Genomic DNA, 19,030 nt, shown 5'->3' on the forward strand with positions numbered 1-19,030 from the left:
AAAGCGGACAATTCATGTGCTACAAAACCGGACAGGTCTATTTGTTGCCAACACGTCCGATCGAAAAATTTGGGGATACAGGTTAAGTGCGCAGACTATCCGGGCGGCGGCGATCGCCCCGATAGCTTCGCCGTCTATCCGCCTCGCCCTTCAGCTCAACATTGTCGCTACGAAATCCAGATGAAAGCCAGCGCCTAGAAAGCCGGCTATTCCCGAGGCCAGGCCGACACCGGCGAACACCGCGGCGAACCAGACCAGCCACTGCCGCCGCGTCAACGCCGCGATACCCAGCACCGCCAGGGCAACGGTGATCCCCGCTTCGGCAATATCGAACTGGTCATCGTGGTAGTTCAAACGATCATACTCCTGGGCAAAGCCTTCTGCCTGCTTCTTGATTTCTTCCTTTTCGCCTTCGTAGCGAGCCACCTTTTCGCGGTAGAGGGCGATCTTCTTGTCAAGCAGGGCGGCCTCCTCCGGCGTCAGCCGGCCGCTGCGCTCACGCTCGATGATCAGTTGATCGAGCATGTTTTCTGCGAGACTCTGCTTGGTGCTCTTAGCCTGAAAATATGCCCAGGCGTTTACACTTCTCGCCTGGGCTTGGGCCATCGCCTGCACGATGTTCCCATCCTTGATGTTGAATAGAGCCATCACCGTCGCCAGCACCGCAACGAGTACGGCGATGACGCTGTTGAGACGACTGGAAGCGTTGTCCGCGTTCTCTACCACTTCGTCGATCGAATCCTTGATATCGCCCATACGCCCCCTCCTCTAGTAAAGATCTGCAAGGTAAGTGACCCCACCCCCCGCGCCAGGCACGCACCTGTCGCTCCTGCAAGCAGAGTCGTCTCGGTCTGGCCGGCGAGTCTTGCGCCGCCTCTTCGCCAAGAGTTGCTGCTGGCGACTCGCCTGCGCGACGCCGCGATCTCTTGTCGCAGCGCAAACCGGCGACCGAATTATTAGCCCTCGACGCTTTCGCGACAACAAATTCCTGCCATTCCGCCCGGTCGACACGAGCACCAGGGCGCAGGCGATCGACGAACGACGGTCTCCGAGTGGCGGGTCCTTGAAATTTGCGCGACGCAGCCCTATTATTAGCACTCGTTAGTCGTGAGTGCTAATAATTCTGAACCCGGGCCCCTGTCGGTGCCTCGGGAGTTCCGTCGTAGATTTCATTAAATGTTTGTAAAACAAGGAGAAGCTGCATGAAAATCCGTCCGTTGCATGATCGCGTAATCGTCAAGCGTCTTGAGGAAGAGCGGAGGACCGCTTCCGGTATCGTCATTCCCGATACGGCCGCCGAGAAGCCTGACCAAGGCGAAATTCGCGCCGTTGGCAATGGCAAGATTCTCGAGGACGGCAGCGTTCGCGCGCTCGCCGTGAAGGTTGGTGACCGCGTCCTGTTCGGCAAGTACGCCGGGCAGACCGTCAAGGTGGAAGGCGAAGAGCTGCTGGTCATGCGCGAAGAAGACATCATGGGTGTCATCGAGGTCTAGTCCTCGGCACTCGTCCAATTTTCCGATCACGATTCCATTCACTAAAGAAATCTAGGAGTTATCTATGGCAGCGAAAGATGTCAAGTTTGGCGACAGCGCGCGCGCTCGCATGGTCGAGGGCGTGAATATCCTGGCCGACGCGGTCAAAATCACCCTCGGTCCGAAAGGCCGCAACGTCGTTCTCGAACGTTCGTACGGCTCCCCCACCGTCACCAAGGACGGGGTCTCGGTCGCCAAGGAAATCGAACTGAAGGACAAGTTTGCCAACATGGGCGCCCAGATGCTCAAGGAAGTTGCCTCGAAGACCTCCGACATCGCGGGGGACGGCACGACGACCGCAACCGTGCTGGCGCAGTCGATCGTCCGTGAGGGAATGAAGTATGTCGCTGCGGGTATGAATCCGATGGATCTCAAGCGCGGCATCGACAAGGCGGTGATCGCCACCGTAGACGAACTGAAGAACCTCTCCAAGCCGTGCTCGACCAGCAAGGAAATTGCCCAGGTGGGCGCAATCTCCGCCAACGCCGATGCAGACATCGGCGACATCATCGCCAAGGCAATGGACAAGGTCGGCAAGGAAGGCGTCATCACCGTCGAGGACGGAAAGTCCCTGAACAACGAACTCGATGTCGTCGAAGGCATGCAGTTCGACCGTGGCTACCTCAGCCCGTATTTCATCAACAACAACGAGAAGCAGAACGCGGTCCTCGACAATCCGTACATTCTGATCTTCGACAAGAAGATCTCGAACATCCGTGACCTGCTGCCCGTTCTTGAACAGGTCGCGAAGTCCAGCCGCCCCCTGCTGATCGTCGCCGAAGACGTGGACGGGGAAGCGCTCGCCACGCTCGTGGTCAATAACATCCGTGGCATCCTCAAGACCTGTGCAGTCAAGGCTCCGGGCTTCGGCGATCGGCGCAAAGCCATGCTCGAAGACATCGCCATTCTGACTGGCGGACAGGTCATCGCCGAGGAAGTCGGTCTGACGCTCGAAAAGGCGACGCTGGCCGATCTCGGCCAAGCCAAGCGCATCGAAATCGGTAAGGAGAACACGACGATCATCGATGGCGCCGGCGCTTCCGTCAACATCGAAGCGCGTGTCAAGCAAATCCGCGCACAGATCGATACCGCAACCAGCGACTACGACAAGGAGAAGCTGCAGGAACGCGTTGCCAAGCTTGCTGGCGGTGTGGCCCTGATCAAGGTGGGCGCCGCTACCGAAGTCGAGATGAAGGAGAAGAAGGCTCGCGTCGAGGATGCGCTGCATGCCACCCGCGCGGCGGTGGAAGAAGGCATCGTCCCCGGCGGTGGCGTCGCCCTGCTGCGCGCGCGTGCCGGCCTTGCCGAGCTCAAGGGCGACAACCACGACCAGGACGCCGGAATCAAGATTGTCCTGCGTGCGATGGAGCAACCGCTGCGCGAAATCGTTGCCAATGCCGGTGATGAACCTTCGGTCGTGGTCAACGCCGTGCTGCAGGGGAACGGCAACTTCGGCTACAACGCGGCCACCGGCGAATATGGTGACCTCGTTGAAATGGGCGTCCTCGACCCGACCAAGGTGACCCGCACCGCACTGCAGAACGCCGCGTCGATCGCCGGCCTGATGCTCACCACCGACTGCATGGTCGCCGAACTGGCCGAGGAAAAGCCGGCCATGGGGGGTCCAGGCGGCATGGGCGGCATGGGCGGCATGGGCGGTATGGGTGGCATGGGCGGTATGGACATGTAGTTCCTGGGCACCAGCCATGCATGAAAAACCCCGCTTCGGCGGGGTTTTTTGCATCTGCTTGCCAAGAACACCGGGACTCGCCAGACTACGCCCACGCGCCGACGACCCGCCCCCCTGCCAACAGGATCGGCTGCCAAGCTCCAGGCCAAGAACCGCCTAGCGCTCCTTGCTCTCCAGTGCCGACCGATTGATGTCGATCTTGTAACGTTGCCGCAAACCGGCGAGGTAGGCGGCAAAATCCTCCTGCCCAAGAATCGTCCCGTACTCGCGCTGCAACGCCTTGCGCCGACCATCGTCGACTTTCTCCGGATAGCTGACCTTCGTGATCCTGAAGAGCGCGTAAGTGCCGCCGCCGACCTCTGCACCGACGTACGCCGGCAGCTTGGACACATCGCCCTTGAAGATCGCCTTCAGCGCCGCCGGTGGCAGCCGGCGCGTTTCCTGACGGGAAACGTTCCCGATCGTCGCCCAGGCCACTTTGTCGTCGGCCCCCTGTTGCAACTCTCGCAGCCGCGACTCGCCCGCCGCGCGCGCCAGCGCTGCTTCCTCGCGCGTCTTCAGCGCGGCCTCGATGTCGGCCTTGACGGCCTCCAGCGGCTTGACGCTTGCCGGTCGATAGTCGACCACTCGCGCCGCGAGCAAGGTATTCGGCGCAATTTCGACCACTTCGGTATTGCGCCTGTTCTTCAGCGAATCTTCCGAGAACACCGCAGCCAGCACCTTCTGATTGCCGAGCTGCCCCAGCGCAGGCAGCATTTCCTGCGTCGCGTTGCGCGGCAACCAGCCGGATTGCTGGCTCTTCAGCTTGAACCTCTCGGCAGCCGGCTGCAGACTGTCAGGTTGCTCATAAACCATGTTGCTGAACGCTTCGGCCGATTCGGCAAACTGTCGCGATGCCGTCTGGCGCTTCAGCTCTTCCTCGATCTCCGGTCGCACCTCGGCGAGCGCACGCTGCCTACCCGGCTTGCTTCCCGTCACCTTGATGATGTGATACCCGAAATCGGACTGGACCAGCACCGGCGCGTCACTTTCGCGCAGCTTGAATGCAGCCTCCTCAAACGGCTTGACCATCGTGCCGCGGGCAAAAAAACCGAGGTCGCCCCCCTTGTCGGCCGAACCAGGGTCCTGCGAGTACTGCCTGGCGAGTTCGGCAAACCTCGCCGGCGACTTCTGTACCTCCTTCAGCACCTCGTCCGCCTTCGCCTTCGCCTGCTTCGCCTGCTCCACATCACTGCCGGTCGCAATAAGGATGTGACTCGCCCGCTTCTCCTCGGCCTGCTGATAGCGATCCTTGTGGCTATCGTACCAGGCGCTCACTTCGGCATCCGCCGGCTTGACCTGTGCCAGCAGTCCTTCGAGGGACAGCACCACGTACTCGACCCGGGCCTGTTCCGCGACTTCGAAACGCTTGCCGTTTTCTTCGTAATACTTGCGAACCGACTCCGTGTCGACCTTCACCTGACCGGCAAACTGCTCCGGAGTGATGCGCGATTCGGCGATCTGCCGCTCCTCGGCCTGGATGTGCAGGAGTCGGTCGAGGACCGCATCGCCGACGATGCTGGTCTCGCCAATTGCCGCGATCAGTTGCTGCAACGTGAGATCCTGTCGCAGCTGCCCCTCGAACTGCGCTTGCGACATGCCTTGCGCCGCCAGTACCGCCTGATAGCGGGCCAGCGAAAACTGCCCGTTTTCCTGTAATGCCGGAATCTTTCCGATCACCGCCCGCAGTTGATCGTCGCCGGCGGCCAGCCGGCCCTTCGCTGCCTCAAGGAGCAGCAGACGCTGATCGATCAACGAATTGAGAACGGCAAGCTTGGCAGCCGGCGTGTTCATCGCTTCGGGGCGAAAATTCGCGCCGAGAGCCTGCCGCATGCGTTCCTGTTGTGCACGCCAGGCCTGATCAAACTGCGGCATGGTGATTTTCGAGTCGCCGACACTGGCCAGGTCGCTGCCTGCCCCCATGTTGCGAACGTACGAATCCACTCCCCAGAACGCAAAGGGCAAGGTGATCAGGGCAAGAAATATCTGGACGACTCTCTTGTTGGTGCGAACGGCGTCAAAGAACATGGTGGTGGCCCGCTAACTCACTGGAATGTCGAAGCGAAGCGAACACGCATTCGCCCTTCGGCAGCGGCAGAGTGGACGGCACAAGCACCCGCGCGCGGCGTGGCAGGCCGGTATTCTGACCAACTGAACCACCACTCCCGAACGCGCTGAAAAACCGCTCTTGGTGGTGGGTGCTGACGGGCTCGAACCGCCGACATCCAGCTTGTAAGGCTAGCGCTCTACCAACTGAGCTAAGCACCCGTTCCGTGACCGAAGCATGGAGGCGGCAGTCTACCGCATCCGCCGCATCTTGGCCAGAGCGAACACCTCGCCACGGTGCCATCCTGACCCAGGGTGGCCTAGGTCGCGCGCTCGCCCGAACCCCGCGTGCGAAAGTCTTACAGGGTATGCCTCTCGACCATCGCCATGGCCATTGGCGACGGCGGAGCCGGCAGCAATCGTCGGGCGTGCCAGGCGGCGCGGATGATTGCCACGAGACGCCGGGATCGTGCCTATAATCGCCCACAGCTCGAGTCCGCCGAAACCGGCTCGGCATTCGCCAAAATACCCACTGAATGCGTGGCGGTCGCCGCAAGCAAAGGAGCCAACATGAAAATGCTTTTTCTCGGGGCCGGCGGTGTCGGCGGCTATTTTGGTGGCCGACTGGTCGAAGCAGGAGCCGACGTGACCTTCCTGGTGCGACCGGCGCGTGCCGCACGTCTCCGCTCGGACGGACTGCGCGTAAATAGCCCGCACGGCGACTTCGCCGTACCGGTAAACTGCGTCACCCGCGACACCGACACCATCGGGGAGAGTTACGATCTCGTCGTATTGACCGCCAAGGCTTTCGACCTCGCCGATGCGATCGAATCGGTGGCCAGCTTCGTGACGCCAGCAACCTTCGTCCTGCCGCTGCTCAACGGCCTCTCGCACATGGATGTGCTCGACCGACGCTTCGGCGCCGAGCGCGTGCTTGGCGGTCTGGTGCAGGTGGCGGTGGTGCTCGAGTCCGACGGTGCAATCCGGCAACTCACTCCGATGCATTCGCTGACCGCCGGCGGCCGCACTGCGGAAACGCAGGCGATGGCCGCCCGCTTTGTCGAGATCTGCAAGGCAGCTAATTTCGATTCCCGACTCTCGCCCGACATCGTGCTCAGCCTGTGGGAGAAGTGGGTCTTCCTCGCCACTCTGGCCACTGTCACCACCCTCATGCGGGCGAGCGTCGGTCAGATCATGGAGACGGCGCTAGGCGAATCGCTGATTCGGCAGGCGTACGCCGAATGCCTGGCGGTGGCCGCATCACAAGGCGTAGAAATCGGGCCCGCGGCACGCGCCGCGGCCCTGAAGATTCTGACCCAGCACGGCCTGCCCCTGACCGCCTCGATGCTTCGCGATCTGCAGGCAGGTCAGCGTACCGAGCACCGCCACGTGCTCGGCGACCTCCTCGACCGGGCGCTGGCAACGGGAATCGAGGTGCCCATCCTGGCGCTGGCGCTGTCTCAGATGGAAATCCGGGAGCGTGAATCGGCTGCTGGTCATTGAACGAAGCCGGTCACCCGTCGGCGCCGCAATGGCTGTCGCGCGACCAAAGCCGGACCAACACTTGCGGTCGGCGAACGAAGCGCCCGTGCACCGGCCGTATTCGGTCACTCGTGCTCCCCGCGTGCCACATCCCGCGCGCATCATTGACCAGCAAAGTGCCAGCTTGTAGAATGCGCGCTTCCTCGGGGCGTAGCGCAGCCTGGTAGCGCATCTGCTTTGGGAGCAGAGGGTCGTGAGTTCGAATCCCACCGCCCCGACCAGTTGGACAGGCAGCAGTCGCCAGGAAAAGCAGGATGCGATACCCAGCGGAAAAGCAGTGCCCTGCAGGTGTCGCGCTCGCGCCCGTAGCTCAACCGGATAGAGCACCGGCCTTCTAAGCCGGGGGTCGTGAGTTCGAGTCTCGCCGGGCGCGCCAGAACAGTGGCGGTGTTAGCTCAGTTGGTAGAGCACTGGATTGTGATTCCAGTGGTCACGGGTTCGAATCCCGTACATCGCCCCAATTAGCCCAAACCTCGCACATGCGCAGCAATTTGTCGGTGGTCCCCCGCTTTTTCGTGCCTTCCCGGCGTCCAGCTGACTCGGGGCGAGGCACTCCCCCGCCGACGCCCTTCTCGGAAGGGCGCCTCGCTGGCGCGAGCTGCTTTCTCGAAGAAGCAGCCATTCCTCCACGGCTCGGGTTCTAGTGTTGGGCGACGACACGCACAACAGCCTGCCGCCGGCAGCCATCGGCAAAGTGTCCGCCACGGAACAAGGCGACGACGCTGCGCCAGCCCGCGTCCTGGACGGAAGCGAAGTATCCCGCCAAGGCAACGTCGCACACCGCACGATTTCAGGAAGCAAGGAACGATGAGCAAGGGGGTCGTCATCACCGGTTACTCATTCAGGCTGCCGGGAACGAGCGCGAGCCGCTACTGGCAGGACCTGCTCGATGGCCGCAACCTGGTCACCGAGGTCGATCCGAAGCGCTGGGCACAGGATACCTTTCTGCATCCGAACCGAAATCATCCGGGAACGACGTACACTTTCGCAGCCGGTTCGATCGGCGACGTCACCGCTTTCGATGCCTCGTTCTTCGGCATCTCGCCGCGTGAAGCAGCGCTGATGGATCCGCAGCAGCGCCTGCTGCTCGAACTCAGTTGGCAAGCGCTGGAGAATGCGGGCGTTGTTCCTGCCAGCCTGCGTGCAAGTCGCACTGGCGTCTTCATGGGAATTTCCAGCGCCGACTACGCGTATCGAATGGCCGACGACCTGCTCGTCGCCGATTCGACGATGGCCACCGGCAATACCGCCAGCATTGCCGCCAACCGAATTTCCTACTTCTTCGATCTGCGTGGCCCCAGCCTGGCGATCGACACCGCCTGCTCATCGTCACTGGTCGCATTTCACCAGGCTTGCCAGTCGATTCGCTGCGGGGAAAGCACGCAGGCGCTGGCCGGCGGCATCAGCCTGCACCTGCACCCCTACGGCTTCGTGGGTTTTGCCAAGGCGACGATGCTCTCGCGGCAGGGCCGCTGCCGGGTTTTCGATGCGTCGGGGGACGGTTACGTACGCTCCGAAGGCGGTGGCGTCTTTGTCCTCAAGGAGCACGATCGTGCCGTCGCCGACGGCGACCCGATCCTGGCGATCGTCGCCGGATCTCTGGTCAATACCGATGGTCGCAAGACCGGTCTCACGGTACCCAGTCCGCAGGTGCAGTCGGCGCTGCTCTCCGAGGCCTATGCCGAAGCGGGAATCGATCCGGCAGCCATCGACTACCTCGAAGCCCATGGCACCGGTACTGCGGTCGGCGACCCGATCGAGACCTTCGCCATCGGCCAGGCGCTGGGCAGGCACCGCGCCATCGGCGAGCCACTGCCGATCGGTTCGGTGAAGAGCAACATGGGGCATCTGGAAACCGCCTCCGGTGTTGCCGGGCTGGTCAAGGCGCTGCATTGCCTGCGGCACCGCGTCGTCCCGGCGACGATCGGCGTCGAAAAGGTCAATCCGAACATCAAGCTGGCCGACTGGAACCTCGAATTGGTGACCAGCAACCGCGAACTGCGGCGGACCGGGAAGATCATCATTGGCATCAACTCTTTCGGCTTCGGCGGATCGAATGCGCATGTCATTCTTGAGAGTCCGCCGGAGGCAAGGGTTGCGGCCGGGCAAGCACCGACCTCGTCACTGCCGATAATCGTCTCGGCCCGGGACGACGTCGCGCTGAAAGCGGCGGCACGCGAGTTTGCCGGTTTCCTGCGCGGGCAGGCGGCAAGCGCGCTGTACGACGTCGCCTACAGTGCAGCATTCCACCGCCAGTGGCACGAGCAGCGAGCAGTCGTCTTCGGAAGCGATGCACAGGTCATTGCCCGGACGCTGCTCGAATTTGCCGACGACGCTCCCGGGCCCGCTCGCCTGGCTACCGCCAGCGCATTGGCGCAGGCCGGCGGACCGGCCTTCGTTTATTCTGGAAACGGATCGCAATGGGCAGGGATGGGCAGGCGCCTGCTCGAAGAACCCGTTTTCCGCGAGGCCGTGGAGGAAGTCGATGTGCTTTTCCAGCGCCATGCGGATTACTCGCTGGTCGATGAACTCACGGGCAGGAACGGCGACGACCGCTACGCCTTCACCGAAATTGCCCAGCCAGCGCTGTTCGCGTTGCAGGTCGGGATCACACGGATGCTCGCAGAGCGGGGCATCCGGCCGCTGGCGGTGGCCGGCCACAGCGTCGGTGAGGTCGCTGCCGCCTGGGCATCGGGTGCGCTGACACTGGCCGAAGCGGTCGAGGTGATCTATCAGCGCAGTCGACTGCAGGGGACCACCAAGGGTCGGGGACAGATGAGCGCAGTGGCACTGGGTGAGGCGGCGACGCGCAGTCTGCTCGAACAGCTCGGGCTGCATTCTTCGCTGGCCATCGCCGGCGTCAACAGCGCCCGTGGCGTCACCCTCGCCGGAGACTCGCAGCTCCTCAGCCGGTTCGAGGCGACGTTGGCCGAGCGGCAGATAGCCCACCAGCGCCTCGATCTGGACTACGCCTTTCACAGCCAGGCGATGGACACGATCGAAAACGGCATCCGACGGGCGCTCGCCCGGCTGCAACCGCGCGCGGCTCGCGTGCCGTTCCACTCCACGGTCAGCGGCACGCCATTGCCCGGAAATCGTCTCGACGCGGAATACTGGTGGAGCAACATTCGCCAACCGGTGCTGTTCGAGCAGACGATCCTCGGCCTCGTCGACGCCGGTACCCAGCTCTTCATCGAGATCGGACCGCATCCGGTGCTGCGCGGTTACATCAACGAATGCCTCAGGACGCGCGCGGTCGAGGGCCGGGTCATCGCCACGGTGATGCGCGACGACGATCCTCCGCAGCGGATTGCCGAAGCCGCCAGCCAGGCCATGCTGGCCGGTGGCAGCGTCGATTGGCAGGTTTTTTTCCCCCGGCCGGGCCGATTCGTCGAACTGCCAAACTATGCCTGGCAAAGGGAACGTCATTGGCATCCAGTGACGAGCGAAGCGATCGGTCTGATCTACCGACAGCGGGTGCACCCGCTGCTCGGCTACCCGCTTCGACAACAGGAACTGACCTGGGAAAACCAGCTCGACAGCCAACTGCATCCGCTGCTTGCCGACCACGTCGTCGGCGAGGCGATCGTCTTCCCCGGCTCGGGCTTTGCCGAACTGGCACTGGCAGCAGCCCTGGCATGGCATGCCGGCGAGGTTACCGAAATCGAGGACCTCGAAATCCGCTCTCCCCTGCTTGTCGACGACGAGCGATCGACCACCATCCGCTCGCGAATCGACGCGCAGGACGGCGGTATCACGATCACCGGCCGGGAACAGCTCAGCGACGCGCCCTGGACCCTGCATGCAGTCGCCCGTATCCGGCGAGAGGCGCAGCACACCCTGCTGCACGAGCGGTGCCCGAGACTGCCGGAACGCCCGCCCGACTTCACCGGCGCCAGCCACGCGGAACTGACGCGGACAGTCGGCATCAGCTACGGCCCGGCGTTCCAGTGCGTCGATCACGGCTGGGTCGAGGGCAACTCTGCGCTCGCCCTGTACCGGATTCCGGAAAGCGTCGTGGGCCAGCCGGCACACCTGCACCCGTCGCTGCTCGATGGAGCATTCCAGCTCGTCTTCCAGATCCTGCACGACGTCATCGGCGGGCACGAAGGGGTCGCCTTCGTGCCCACCAGCATGGGACGCATCGCCTTCCATGTTGGCCAGAGCAGCCCCTGTCTGGCACGCGCGACACTGCTCAAGGCAAGTCCGCGCTCGCTGCATGCCGAGTTTGCGATATTTGCCGCTGATGGCAAGCCGATTGCCGTGGTCAAGGACGTCCGTTTTCGCAGCATTCGCCTCAGCCGCGGTGCCGCAGACCGTCTGCGCTTTCTCGCGTATCACGCGATCCCGCAGCCGCACGCCTTGACCCCGCCGGGCGAAGCGAACATCGCTTTCGCCAGCGTACGCGCGGCCGTTGCCGAACTGGTCAGACGCGCAGCACTGAAAGGCAGCCATCGTCGTTATTCGGAGGAGGTCGATCCACTCCTCGACAGCCTGTGCAGCCGCTTCACCCGTCGCGCACTGCACAACCTTGCTGATGACAAGGGACTTCTGACGCGAGCGGCCGTGCGTGCGCTGCAGGCCACCAACCCGGAAACCGAGCCGCTGCTGGCCCATCTGCTCGCGCTGGCGACCGATGACCAGACGATCAGGGCAACCGGCGACGGTTGGGAAATGGTGCCCGACCAGGATGATCAACCGTCGGCCGAAGACATCTGGAACAGCCTGGTTGCCGACGATCCCGATTACTTCCAGATCGTCCACTCCGTCGGTCGAATCGGAATGCATTTGCACCGGCTGCTCGACGGCAGCGCCAGTCTGGCGGAAATCTGCCCGCAGGAGTCATCCAGAACGAGCCTGCTGCAACAGGTACTGGGTGCCCGCGGCAAGCACCAACTGGGGCAGATACTGCGTGACCTGATCGAGCGGGGGCTGCACGCTCTCCCCGCCGGCCAGCGCCTGGGAATTGTGGAGATCAGCGAGGGAGCGCCGTCGTTTGCCCTGGATGCCTGCGTCCACCTGGATTTCGACCGCGGCGACTACTGCTTCGCCAGCACTTCGGCAGCGACCCTGGAAGACGCGACAGGCCGATTGCTGGAATCGTTTCCACGCGCCGAAACCCGCCTGCTCGGCGGCCCGCCAGAGCAGAGCGGCAACCCCTGCTTGGGATCCACCTGCTCGATGGCGATCGTGACGCTCGACTTCGACACCGTGGACAAGGCGTTGCTGGCACTCGAACACGCCCGCTCCTGCCTGACTCCGGGCGGATCACTGATCGTCATCGGACAGCACCCGTCGCGCTGGTTCGACCTCGTCTTCGGTGCCCAGCGGGCCGGCTGGGCGTCGTCGGGAGACGATCGATGGCTGTCCGGTCAACGGGCGAGCGCCTTCTGGCGGGCGCAGATCGAGTCGATCGGTTTCGTTTTTCCGGAATGTCCCGAACCATTCGAGTTCTCGCCCAACACCCTCTCCGGCCCCTACCTCCTTCTCGGCCGCCTGCCCGCTAGCGACTACGTACCCACGAACACGCCGCGGTCAGCCCTGCGCAGCTGGATCCTGCTGGCCGACCCGGACGGCTATTCAGCGACGCTTTCGGATCAACTGACGAAGAAGTTGCAGGCCCGCGGCGATATGGTGATCCAGGCACGCCCCGGTGGCGATGCCTCGCAGCTCGAGTCGTTGCTCCGCAAAACGCGAAGCAATTTTGGCGAACTCGACGGCCTGGTATATCTCGCCGGGCTTGACGGCGAGCAGTTCACGGAGACGGCGACCGCAACGTTCGATCGTCAGCTCGATCGTTGTGCGACGGCCGCCCGCATCGCCCAGGCCTGCGATCGCTCGCAAACGAAAACCACCTGCTGGCTGTTGACTGCCAACGCGGTGACCGCGCTGCTACCCGATGCGGAGGCCGGCGGTCTGGCCACTGACGCGGCGCTCTGGGGATTCGGGCGAACGATGCTCAACGAGGCGGATGGCTGCGACATCCGCCTCGTCGACCTGCAGCTCCCGATGGCCGCCGAGACGGCCGCAGTGGCGCTCGACCGGGAGTTCGAACAACCGGACAGCGAACGGGAAATCGCCTTCACCCGCACTGGCCAACGGTATGCGCTGCGCCTGCGCGCCGAACAGCGCCCGGATCCGCAGGTGCCGACGCCGATCGAAACGCCGACCTTGTCGCTCGGCTTCCAGTTCCCGGGGCAATTGCGCAACCTGCGCTGGGAGGCACGTCCGCGTCCTGATCTCGAGCCCGATCAGATCGAGGTGGATGTCCAGGCGACCGGTCTCAACTTTCGCGACGTCATGTATGCGCTCGGACTGCTCTCCGACGAAGCAATCGAGAACGGTTTTGCGGGCCCAACGCTTGGTTTCGAGTTCGCGGGCGTCGTCAGCCGTGTCGGTGGCATGCACGGCGATTTCAGTCCCGGCGATGCGGTCGTCGGCTTCGGCCCTTCCAGCTTCGGCAACCGCGTACTGACGCCGACCGCGGCGGTTTCGCACATTCCGCCGGGAATGTCCTTTGCCGCGGCAGCGACGATCCCGAGCACATTCCTGACCGCCTACTACGCACTGCATCACCTGGCACGCCTCGCGGCGGACGAGAAGGTTCTGATTCACGGTGCTGCCGGTGGCGTCGGGATTGCCGCCATCCAGGTTGCCAAGTGGATCGGTGCCGAAATCTACGCAACAGCCGGATCCGACGAAAAGCGTGATTTCCTGCGCCTGCTCGGCGTCGAGCACATCTACGACTCTCGCTCGCTGGCCTTTGCCGACCAGATACTCGAGCAGACCGGAGGTGAGGGCGTGGACGTCATCCTCAACTCGCTTGCCGGCGAAGCCATCAACCGCAATCTGCAGGTGTTGAAGCCGTTTGGTCGCTTTCTCGAACTGGGAAAGCGAGACTTCTACGAGAACACCAAGGTTGGCCTGCGTCCCTTCCGCAACAACATCAGCTACTTCGGTATCGACGCCGACCAGTTGATGCTCGTCTTCCCCGAGCTCACGCGCTTGCTGTTCGCGGAGATCATGGCCCATTTTGCCGAGGGGCTGTTCCACCCGCTGCCCTATCACACCTTCGAGGCCGAGGATGTGGTCGATGCCTTCCGCTACATGCAGCAGGCCAGGCAGATCGGCAAGATCGTCGTCACCTACCACCACGGCATTCACCGTCCGTACCACCCGGAAAAGCACGAACGCCGGCCACTCCGACTCTCTGTCGACGCCTCGTATCTGGTCACCGGTGGGCTCGGCGGCTTCGGACTGCGCACCGCCGAGTGGCTGGCCAGCAAGGGTGCCCGCCAATTGATCCTGATCAGCCGCAGCGGTCCGCAGTCGACGGTCGCCCGCGAGGCGATCGATCGACTCGGGAAGCAGGGAGTGAAAGTGCATGCCGCTGCCTGCGACGTAAGCGACCGCCAGGCGCTCGCCGCCCTGCTGGCAGAGACAGCGACGAATTTGCCACCACTGAAAGGGATCGTGCATGCGGCAGCGGTCATCGATGATCGCCTCGTGCGCAACGTCGACGCCGATCAGATCCGCCGCGTGCTTGCCCCCAAGGTCCTCGGAGCGTATCACCTGCACGATCTGACGCGCGATCGGGAACTCGATTTGTTCGTTGTTTTTTCGTCGGCAACGACACCGTTCGGCAACCCGGGACAGGCCAGCTACGTCGCAGCCAACGCCTGCCTGGAATCGCTGGCCGCGTATCGACGGGCCAGCGGACTGTGCGCGACCAGTGTCGGCTGGGGACCGATCGAGGATGTCGGCTTTCTTGCACGCAACGAAAAGATCCGCGATGCCCTGCAGGACCGCATGGGAGGAGCGGCGCTGCACTCGGAGATGGCACTCGATGTCCTCGAACTCCTGCTGCTCAGCGACCGTTCCGGCCTCGCCGTACTCGAACTCGACTGGCAGGCGCTGCGGCGCTTCCTGCCGACAGCCAGTGCCCCCAAGTTCCGCGAACTGGCGTGGCAGGCGAACGGCGGCAGCGCTCGCGAGGACCATGCGGAAGACGTCCAGCGGCTGCTCGCCGAACTTCCGGACGAGCAGTTGCTGGTCACCTTTGTCGACCTGGTCAGGAAGGAAATCGGCGAGATCCTGCGCGTCTCGCCGGACAAGATCGACCCCAACCGTTCGCTGTACGACATGGGTCTGGATTCGCTGATGGGCGTCGAGCTGGTCCTCGCCCTGGAAGCACGCTTCGGTGTCCGACTACCGGTGATGGCCATCAGTCAGAATCCATCGATCATGAAGCTTGCGGCGCACGTCATCCGCCTCCTACGCGGCAGCAGCGACCATCCTGCCAGCGACGATGCCGAAGGGCTGCTGGCGAAAACTGCCGAGGTCGCCAGACAGCAGGGGGTCGAAGCCTCCCCGGAAACGATCGCCGACGTGGCCCGGGACCTTCGGGCTGGAACACCCGTCCAACCGGAAATCTAATGACATGGCACGCAAGGGCTTACCCGGACTCAGCGCACAGATCAAGGACAAGCTGATCCAGCAGGCGCTCGAGCGACGGCTCCGGCAAGTCGAACAGGCGGGGCGTATCGAGCCACCGGCGCGGACCCCGGAGGCGGCTTCCGGCATCCCGGAGCAGCACTGCCGCTTCGACCTGCATCCGGGCTACCAGCAGATCCGCATCATTCGCGAAGGCGCGACACGGCTTGGAATTGGCAGCCCTTTCTTCATGCTGCACGAAGGGATCGCCGGCGCGACGACGCGAATCGCCGGCCGCGAATTCGTCAATTTCGCGAGCTACAACTATCTCGGGCTTTCGGGCCACCCCGACATCGCAACTGCCGCCAAGCGGGCCATCGACGACTACGGCACTTCGGTATCCGCCAGCCGACTCGTCTCGGGAGAGCGACCGGTACATCGCGAACTCGAACAGGAGATCGCGCGTATCTACGGCGTCGAGGACGCGATCACCTTCGTCAGCGGCCATGCCACCAACGTCACGACGATCGGCCATCTGTTCGGTCCGCAGGATCTGATTCTGCACGACGAACTGATCCACAACAGCGTCGTCCAGGGAATCACTCTCTCGGGCGCGCGCCGCCTTCCCTTCCCGCACAACGACTGGGCTGCACTCGAAAGCGTTCTCGGTCAGCAACGCCGGCACTTTCAGAGAGTGCTGATCGTGCTCGAGGGAATTTACGGAATGGATGGCGATTACCCGGAGCTGCCGCGCTTCGTCGAGCTCAAGAACCGTTTTCGTGCGTTCCTGATGGTGGACGAAGCGCATTCCTTCGGCGTCATGGGTCGAACCGGCCTCGGCATCCGGGAGCACTTTGCGCTGCGCGGCAACGACGTGGACATCTGGATGGGCACCCTGAGCAAGTCCCTGGCCAGTTGCGGCGGCTACGTCGCCGGCGAAGCGGCGCTCGTCGAACATCTCAAGTTTCTCGCACCCGGTTTCCTCTATAGCGTCGGCATGCCGCCGGCAAATGCGGCGGCGGCGCTCGCCGCCTTGCAATGTTTGCAGCGCGAGCCCGAGCGCGTCGCCACCTTGCAGGAAAGGGGACGGCTGTTCCTGCGGGAAGCGCTGGCCGCCGGCGTGGACACCGGCACCAGTGCCGGTTTTGCCGTCATCCCCGCGATTACCGGCAGTTCGATCAAAGCCGCACGGTTGGCGACCGCCCTGTTCGAGCGCGGTATCAACGTGCAGCCGATCCTGTACCCGGCTGTCCCGGAAAAGTCGGCGCGCCTGCGTTTCTTCGTCTCCTGCCAGCACAGCGAGGAGCAGATTCGGGGGACGGTTGCCATCCTCGCCGAAGAACTGGCGCAAAGCTGAGGTCAGTGGCGCCGCGGGGCGCGATCTTGCGCCTCCTCGCCGGGTGCCACGAGCAGACCCATTTCCTGCAGCAGCAGGCAGCCGAGATTCTCGACGGCCAGATCGTGGCGAATTCCCTGATCTGTCTGGCGACCCTTCTGCCAGAAGAAGTAATCGGTGTTCTCGCCCGGTGGTCCGACCCGTCGATAGACCTCGGGCATGATCGGCACGTGATCGCCGAACCAGCACAGGCTGCCGTTGCCGGGCAGGTTCTCCAGTTCGGCCCGCAGCATCCCTGCCATCCGGTCGGCATGGCACAAATGGCGCAGGTAAACCGCCAGATCGTCGCAGCCGGAAGGCGGCGGCAGGGTATAGAATCGTTCCGCTTCGCCGGGCAGCACCTTCTCCAGATGCAGAGGCCCGTGGTTTTCCATGGTGATCACGAAGACGAACAAGCGCTGCCCGCCCGCCGTGCGCAACAGCGAACAGACCTTCTCGGCGACCGCCAGGTCACCAATATAGGGCCCGCTCCTGGCGGCGCCGGCGAAGCCGCGGATGTCGATGAACTCATCGAAGCCGAGCAGCGGGAAAACCTTGTCGCGGGCATAGAAACCGGCATGGTAGGGGTGTACGCAGACGGTGCGGTAACCGCAGCTTTTCAGGAAGCCAACCAGCGTCGTCATCGGCCGTCGCGCCAGCCGCCGATACGGATTGAAACGATGCACTCCCAGCGACTCGCTGGAGAGGCCCGAGAAAAAGGCAAACTCGGTGCGCACGGTATTCGCACCCCAGGCGGCAACTTCCAGTTGCCCATGCGCAATGGATCCGGCCCGCAGTGCATCGAACTCGCTGAGGACTTCACGACGCACGCCGGAAAACAGCCGTCGCACGTCGAAAAAGGACTCGCTCTGTACGACCACCAGATGGTCCGCATTTGCGGCGCCTGGTGGGCTGGCAGCAAGGAGCGCATAGGGTTGGGAGACCGGCGCAGCGAGCAGTTCGTCCTCGCCATAGCGCCACATGGCAGCCATCAGACCCAGACGCTGCAGGTCGGCAGTCGCCTCGTAACTGACCGGCACGGCTTTCCTGCGACCGATCCAGAGCAAGGCCAGACCGGACAGCGCGAGGATCGCCGACCCACCCAGGAAATCCCGCACCGCCAGCGACGCGGTCAAGGGCTGCTCGATGACCAGTCCGGCGCCCAGCGCGCCGGCCACCGCCAGCAGCGCCAACACCGCCCGCCCGATACCCAGGAACGGCAGGTACAGACGCGGGTGGCGCAGGGCGTCCCGGAAGTATTCGAAGTCCTGGAAGAGGAACGGCTCGCGCAAGGAATCATATTTCGCGTTGCTGACCAGGATCAGGAAGAGCAATCCGGCGAGCAAGAGCGCAGCGGAAAAAACCGGCCGTTGCAGGACCAGCAGCAAGCAGGCCATCAGCCAGAGCCAGAGTCCGAGATGAATGGCCAGAGTCGCGGCCGGTCGCCGCCAGACCGGCAGCGGCGGCGGAACGAGAAAACGCTCGACGAGCAGCGACAGACCGGCACCGCTCATCACCGCCGGCGCCACGGCAAACCAGAACGAATCAGCCACCGTACTTGAGCCAGCGCAGGATTCTTTGGGACACGGCTGCCGGCAGTACGGCCAGAAGCCAGGTACCCAGATTGAGCGGAAAGGGAAAGCTGATGCGCGCCCGGTCGTCGTGCAATCCACGCCGGATGTGCCGCGCGGCGTGCTCGGCCGACCACAGGAAAGGCTTCGGACCGGGCATTTCGCGGCACATCCGCGATTCCACGTAACCCGGCATGACCACACTCACGCGCACCCCCTGCGCTGCCAGCCAGCCGCGGATCGCCTCGCCGTAGGCCTTCAGTGCGGCCTTGCTGGCACAGTAGCTGGGCGTCACCGGCAAGCCGTGATACGCCGCCAGCGAACTGAGCAGCGCGATCTGTCCGCTGCCGCGCGCGCGCATCGCCGGCAACACCGCATCGACTGTGGCAAGCGCGGCGAGCAGGTTGACCTCGAACAAGGCCTGCACGTCTTGCCAGCGCTCACCAGCGCCTTGCGGACCGATATTCGTGTTCACACCGGCATTGACGATCACCAGGTCCAATGACTCCTGCGCGCACAGCGTTGCCAGCCACGCCCGCAGCGCCGCCGTGTCACGCACATCGAGCACCTGCGTGAGCACGCGAGCACCGCGCGCTGCGCAGAGCGCCGCCACTTCGCGCAGGCGAACGGCATTGCGCCCGTGCAGGATCAGCGTCCTGCCCGGCTCGGCGTAGACCATCGCCAGGGCGCCGCCGATGCCGCCGGTGGCGCCGGTGATCAGGACGCAGGCGGGCGGCACGGCCTTGCTCACCGCCACTCCTCGATCCGTGCGCGCTCGCTTTCCGGCTGACGCAGCCGCCCC

General features: G+C 63.7%; 9 protein-coding genes and 5 tRNA genes. 8 read left to right on the plus strand and 6 right to left on the minus strand.

Going from position 1 to position 19,030, the window contains the following annotated elements:
* Nucleotides 1–150 precede the first annotated feature (150 nt).
* Nucleotides 151–756: a DUF4337 domain-containing protein gene (locus NFV80_RS15920; protein ID WP_295331237.1), complete on the minus strand. Its 606-nt coding sequence runs from the start codon at nucleotides 754–756 to the stop codon at nucleotides 151–153.
* Between the two features lie 446 nt (nucleotides 757–1,202).
* Between NFV80_RS15920 and groES the strand changes: the two genes are divergently transcribed.
* Both groES and groL read left to right on the plus strand, forming a co-directional pair.
* Nucleotides 1,203–1,493, plus strand: coding sequence for a co-chaperone GroES (groES, locus tag NFV80_RS15925; protein ID WP_295331239.1), 291 nt, complete (start codon nucleotides 1,203–1,205; stop codon nucleotides 1,491–1,493).
* A gap of 64 nt (nucleotides 1,494–1,557) precedes the next feature.
* On the plus strand, nucleotides 1,558–3,222 hold the full coding sequence (gene groL / locus NFV80_RS15930) for a chaperonin GroEL (RefSeq protein ID WP_295331241.1): 1,665 nt from the start codon (nucleotides 1,558–1,560) through the stop codon (nucleotides 3,220–3,222).
* 156 nt (nucleotides 3,223–3,378) lie between these two features.
* Here groL and NFV80_RS15935 read toward each other — a convergent pair whose 3' ends face one another.
* From NFV80_RS15935 to NFV80_RS15945, 3 genes are all read right to left on the minus strand, one after another.
* Entirely contained in the window at nucleotides 3,379–5,289 is a 1,911-nt protein-coding gene (locus tag NFV80_RS15935; protein ID WP_295331243.1) for a SurA N-terminal domain-containing protein, read from the minus strand.
* Nucleotides 5,290–5,356: 67 nt separating this feature from the next.
* Nucleotides 5,357–5,427, minus strand: a tRNA-Gly gene (locus tag NFV80_RS15940).
* Nucleotides 5,428–5,453: 26 nt separating this feature from the next.
* Nucleotides 5,454–5,529, minus strand: a tRNA-Val gene (locus NFV80_RS15945).
* 348 nt (nucleotides 5,530–5,877) lie between these two features.
* Here NFV80_RS15945 and NFV80_RS15950 point away from each other — a divergent pair.
* The 6 genes from NFV80_RS15950 to NFV80_RS15975 all read left to right on the plus strand — a co-directional run bounded on the left by NFV80_RS15950 (nucleotide 5,878) and on the right by NFV80_RS15975 (nucleotide 16,639).
* Nucleotides 5,878–6,810 carry a ketopantoate reductase family protein gene (locus NFV80_RS15950; RefSeq protein ID WP_295331244.1) on the plus strand — a complete coding sequence of 311 codons (933 nt, stop codon included), beginning with the start codon at nucleotides 5,878–5,880 and terminating at the stop codon, nucleotides 6,808–6,810.
* A 183-nt stretch (nucleotides 6,811–6,993) separates the two neighbouring features.
* A tRNA-Pro gene (locus NFV80_RS15955) sits at nucleotides 6,994–7,070 on the plus strand.
* A gap of 78 nt (nucleotides 7,071–7,148) precedes the next feature.
* A tRNA-Arg gene (locus NFV80_RS15960) sits at nucleotides 7,149–7,225 on the plus strand.
* A gap of 8 nt (nucleotides 7,226–7,233) precedes the next feature.
* Nucleotides 7,234–7,309: transfer RNA gene (locus NFV80_RS15965), tRNA-His, on the plus strand.
* 347 nt (nucleotides 7,310–7,656) lie between these two features.
* On the plus strand, nucleotides 7,657–15,285 hold the full coding sequence (locus NFV80_RS15970; RefSeq protein WP_296759322.1) for a type I polyketide synthase: 7,629 nt from the start codon (nucleotides 7,657–7,659) through the stop codon (nucleotides 15,283–15,285).
* A gap of 4 nt (nucleotides 15,286–15,289) precedes the next feature.
* Nucleotides 15,290–16,639, plus strand: a complete 1,350-nt coding sequence (locus tag NFV80_RS15975) for an aminotransferase class I/II-fold pyridoxal phosphate-dependent enzyme (RefSeq protein ID WP_295331247.1) — start codon at nucleotides 15,290–15,292, stop codon at nucleotides 16,637–16,639.
* A 2-nt stretch (nucleotides 16,640–16,641) separates the two neighbouring features.
* Here the strand turns inward: NFV80_RS15975 and NFV80_RS15980 are convergent, their stop codons facing one another.
* Together NFV80_RS15980 and NFV80_RS15985 are read right to left on the minus strand one after the other, a co-directional pair.
* On the minus strand, nucleotides 16,642–18,210 hold the full coding sequence (locus tag NFV80_RS15980) for an LTA synthase family protein (RefSeq protein ID WP_295331248.1): 1,569 nt from the start codon (nucleotides 18,208–18,210) through the stop codon (nucleotides 16,642–16,644).
* A complete protein-coding gene (locus NFV80_RS15985) occupies nucleotides 18,203–18,979 on the minus strand; it encodes an SDR family NAD(P)-dependent oxidoreductase (RefSeq protein ID WP_295331249.1) in 777 nt (258 codons plus the stop codon). Before NFV80_RS15985 ends, NFV80_RS15980 begins: the two co-directional genes overlap by 8 nt.
* Nucleotides 18,980–19,030: the final 51 nt, after the last annotated feature.

The organism is Accumulibacter sp., assembly GCF_023806565.1.
Lineage (GTDB): Bacteria > Pseudomonadota > Gammaproteobacteria > Burkholderiales > Rhodocyclaceae > Accumulibacter.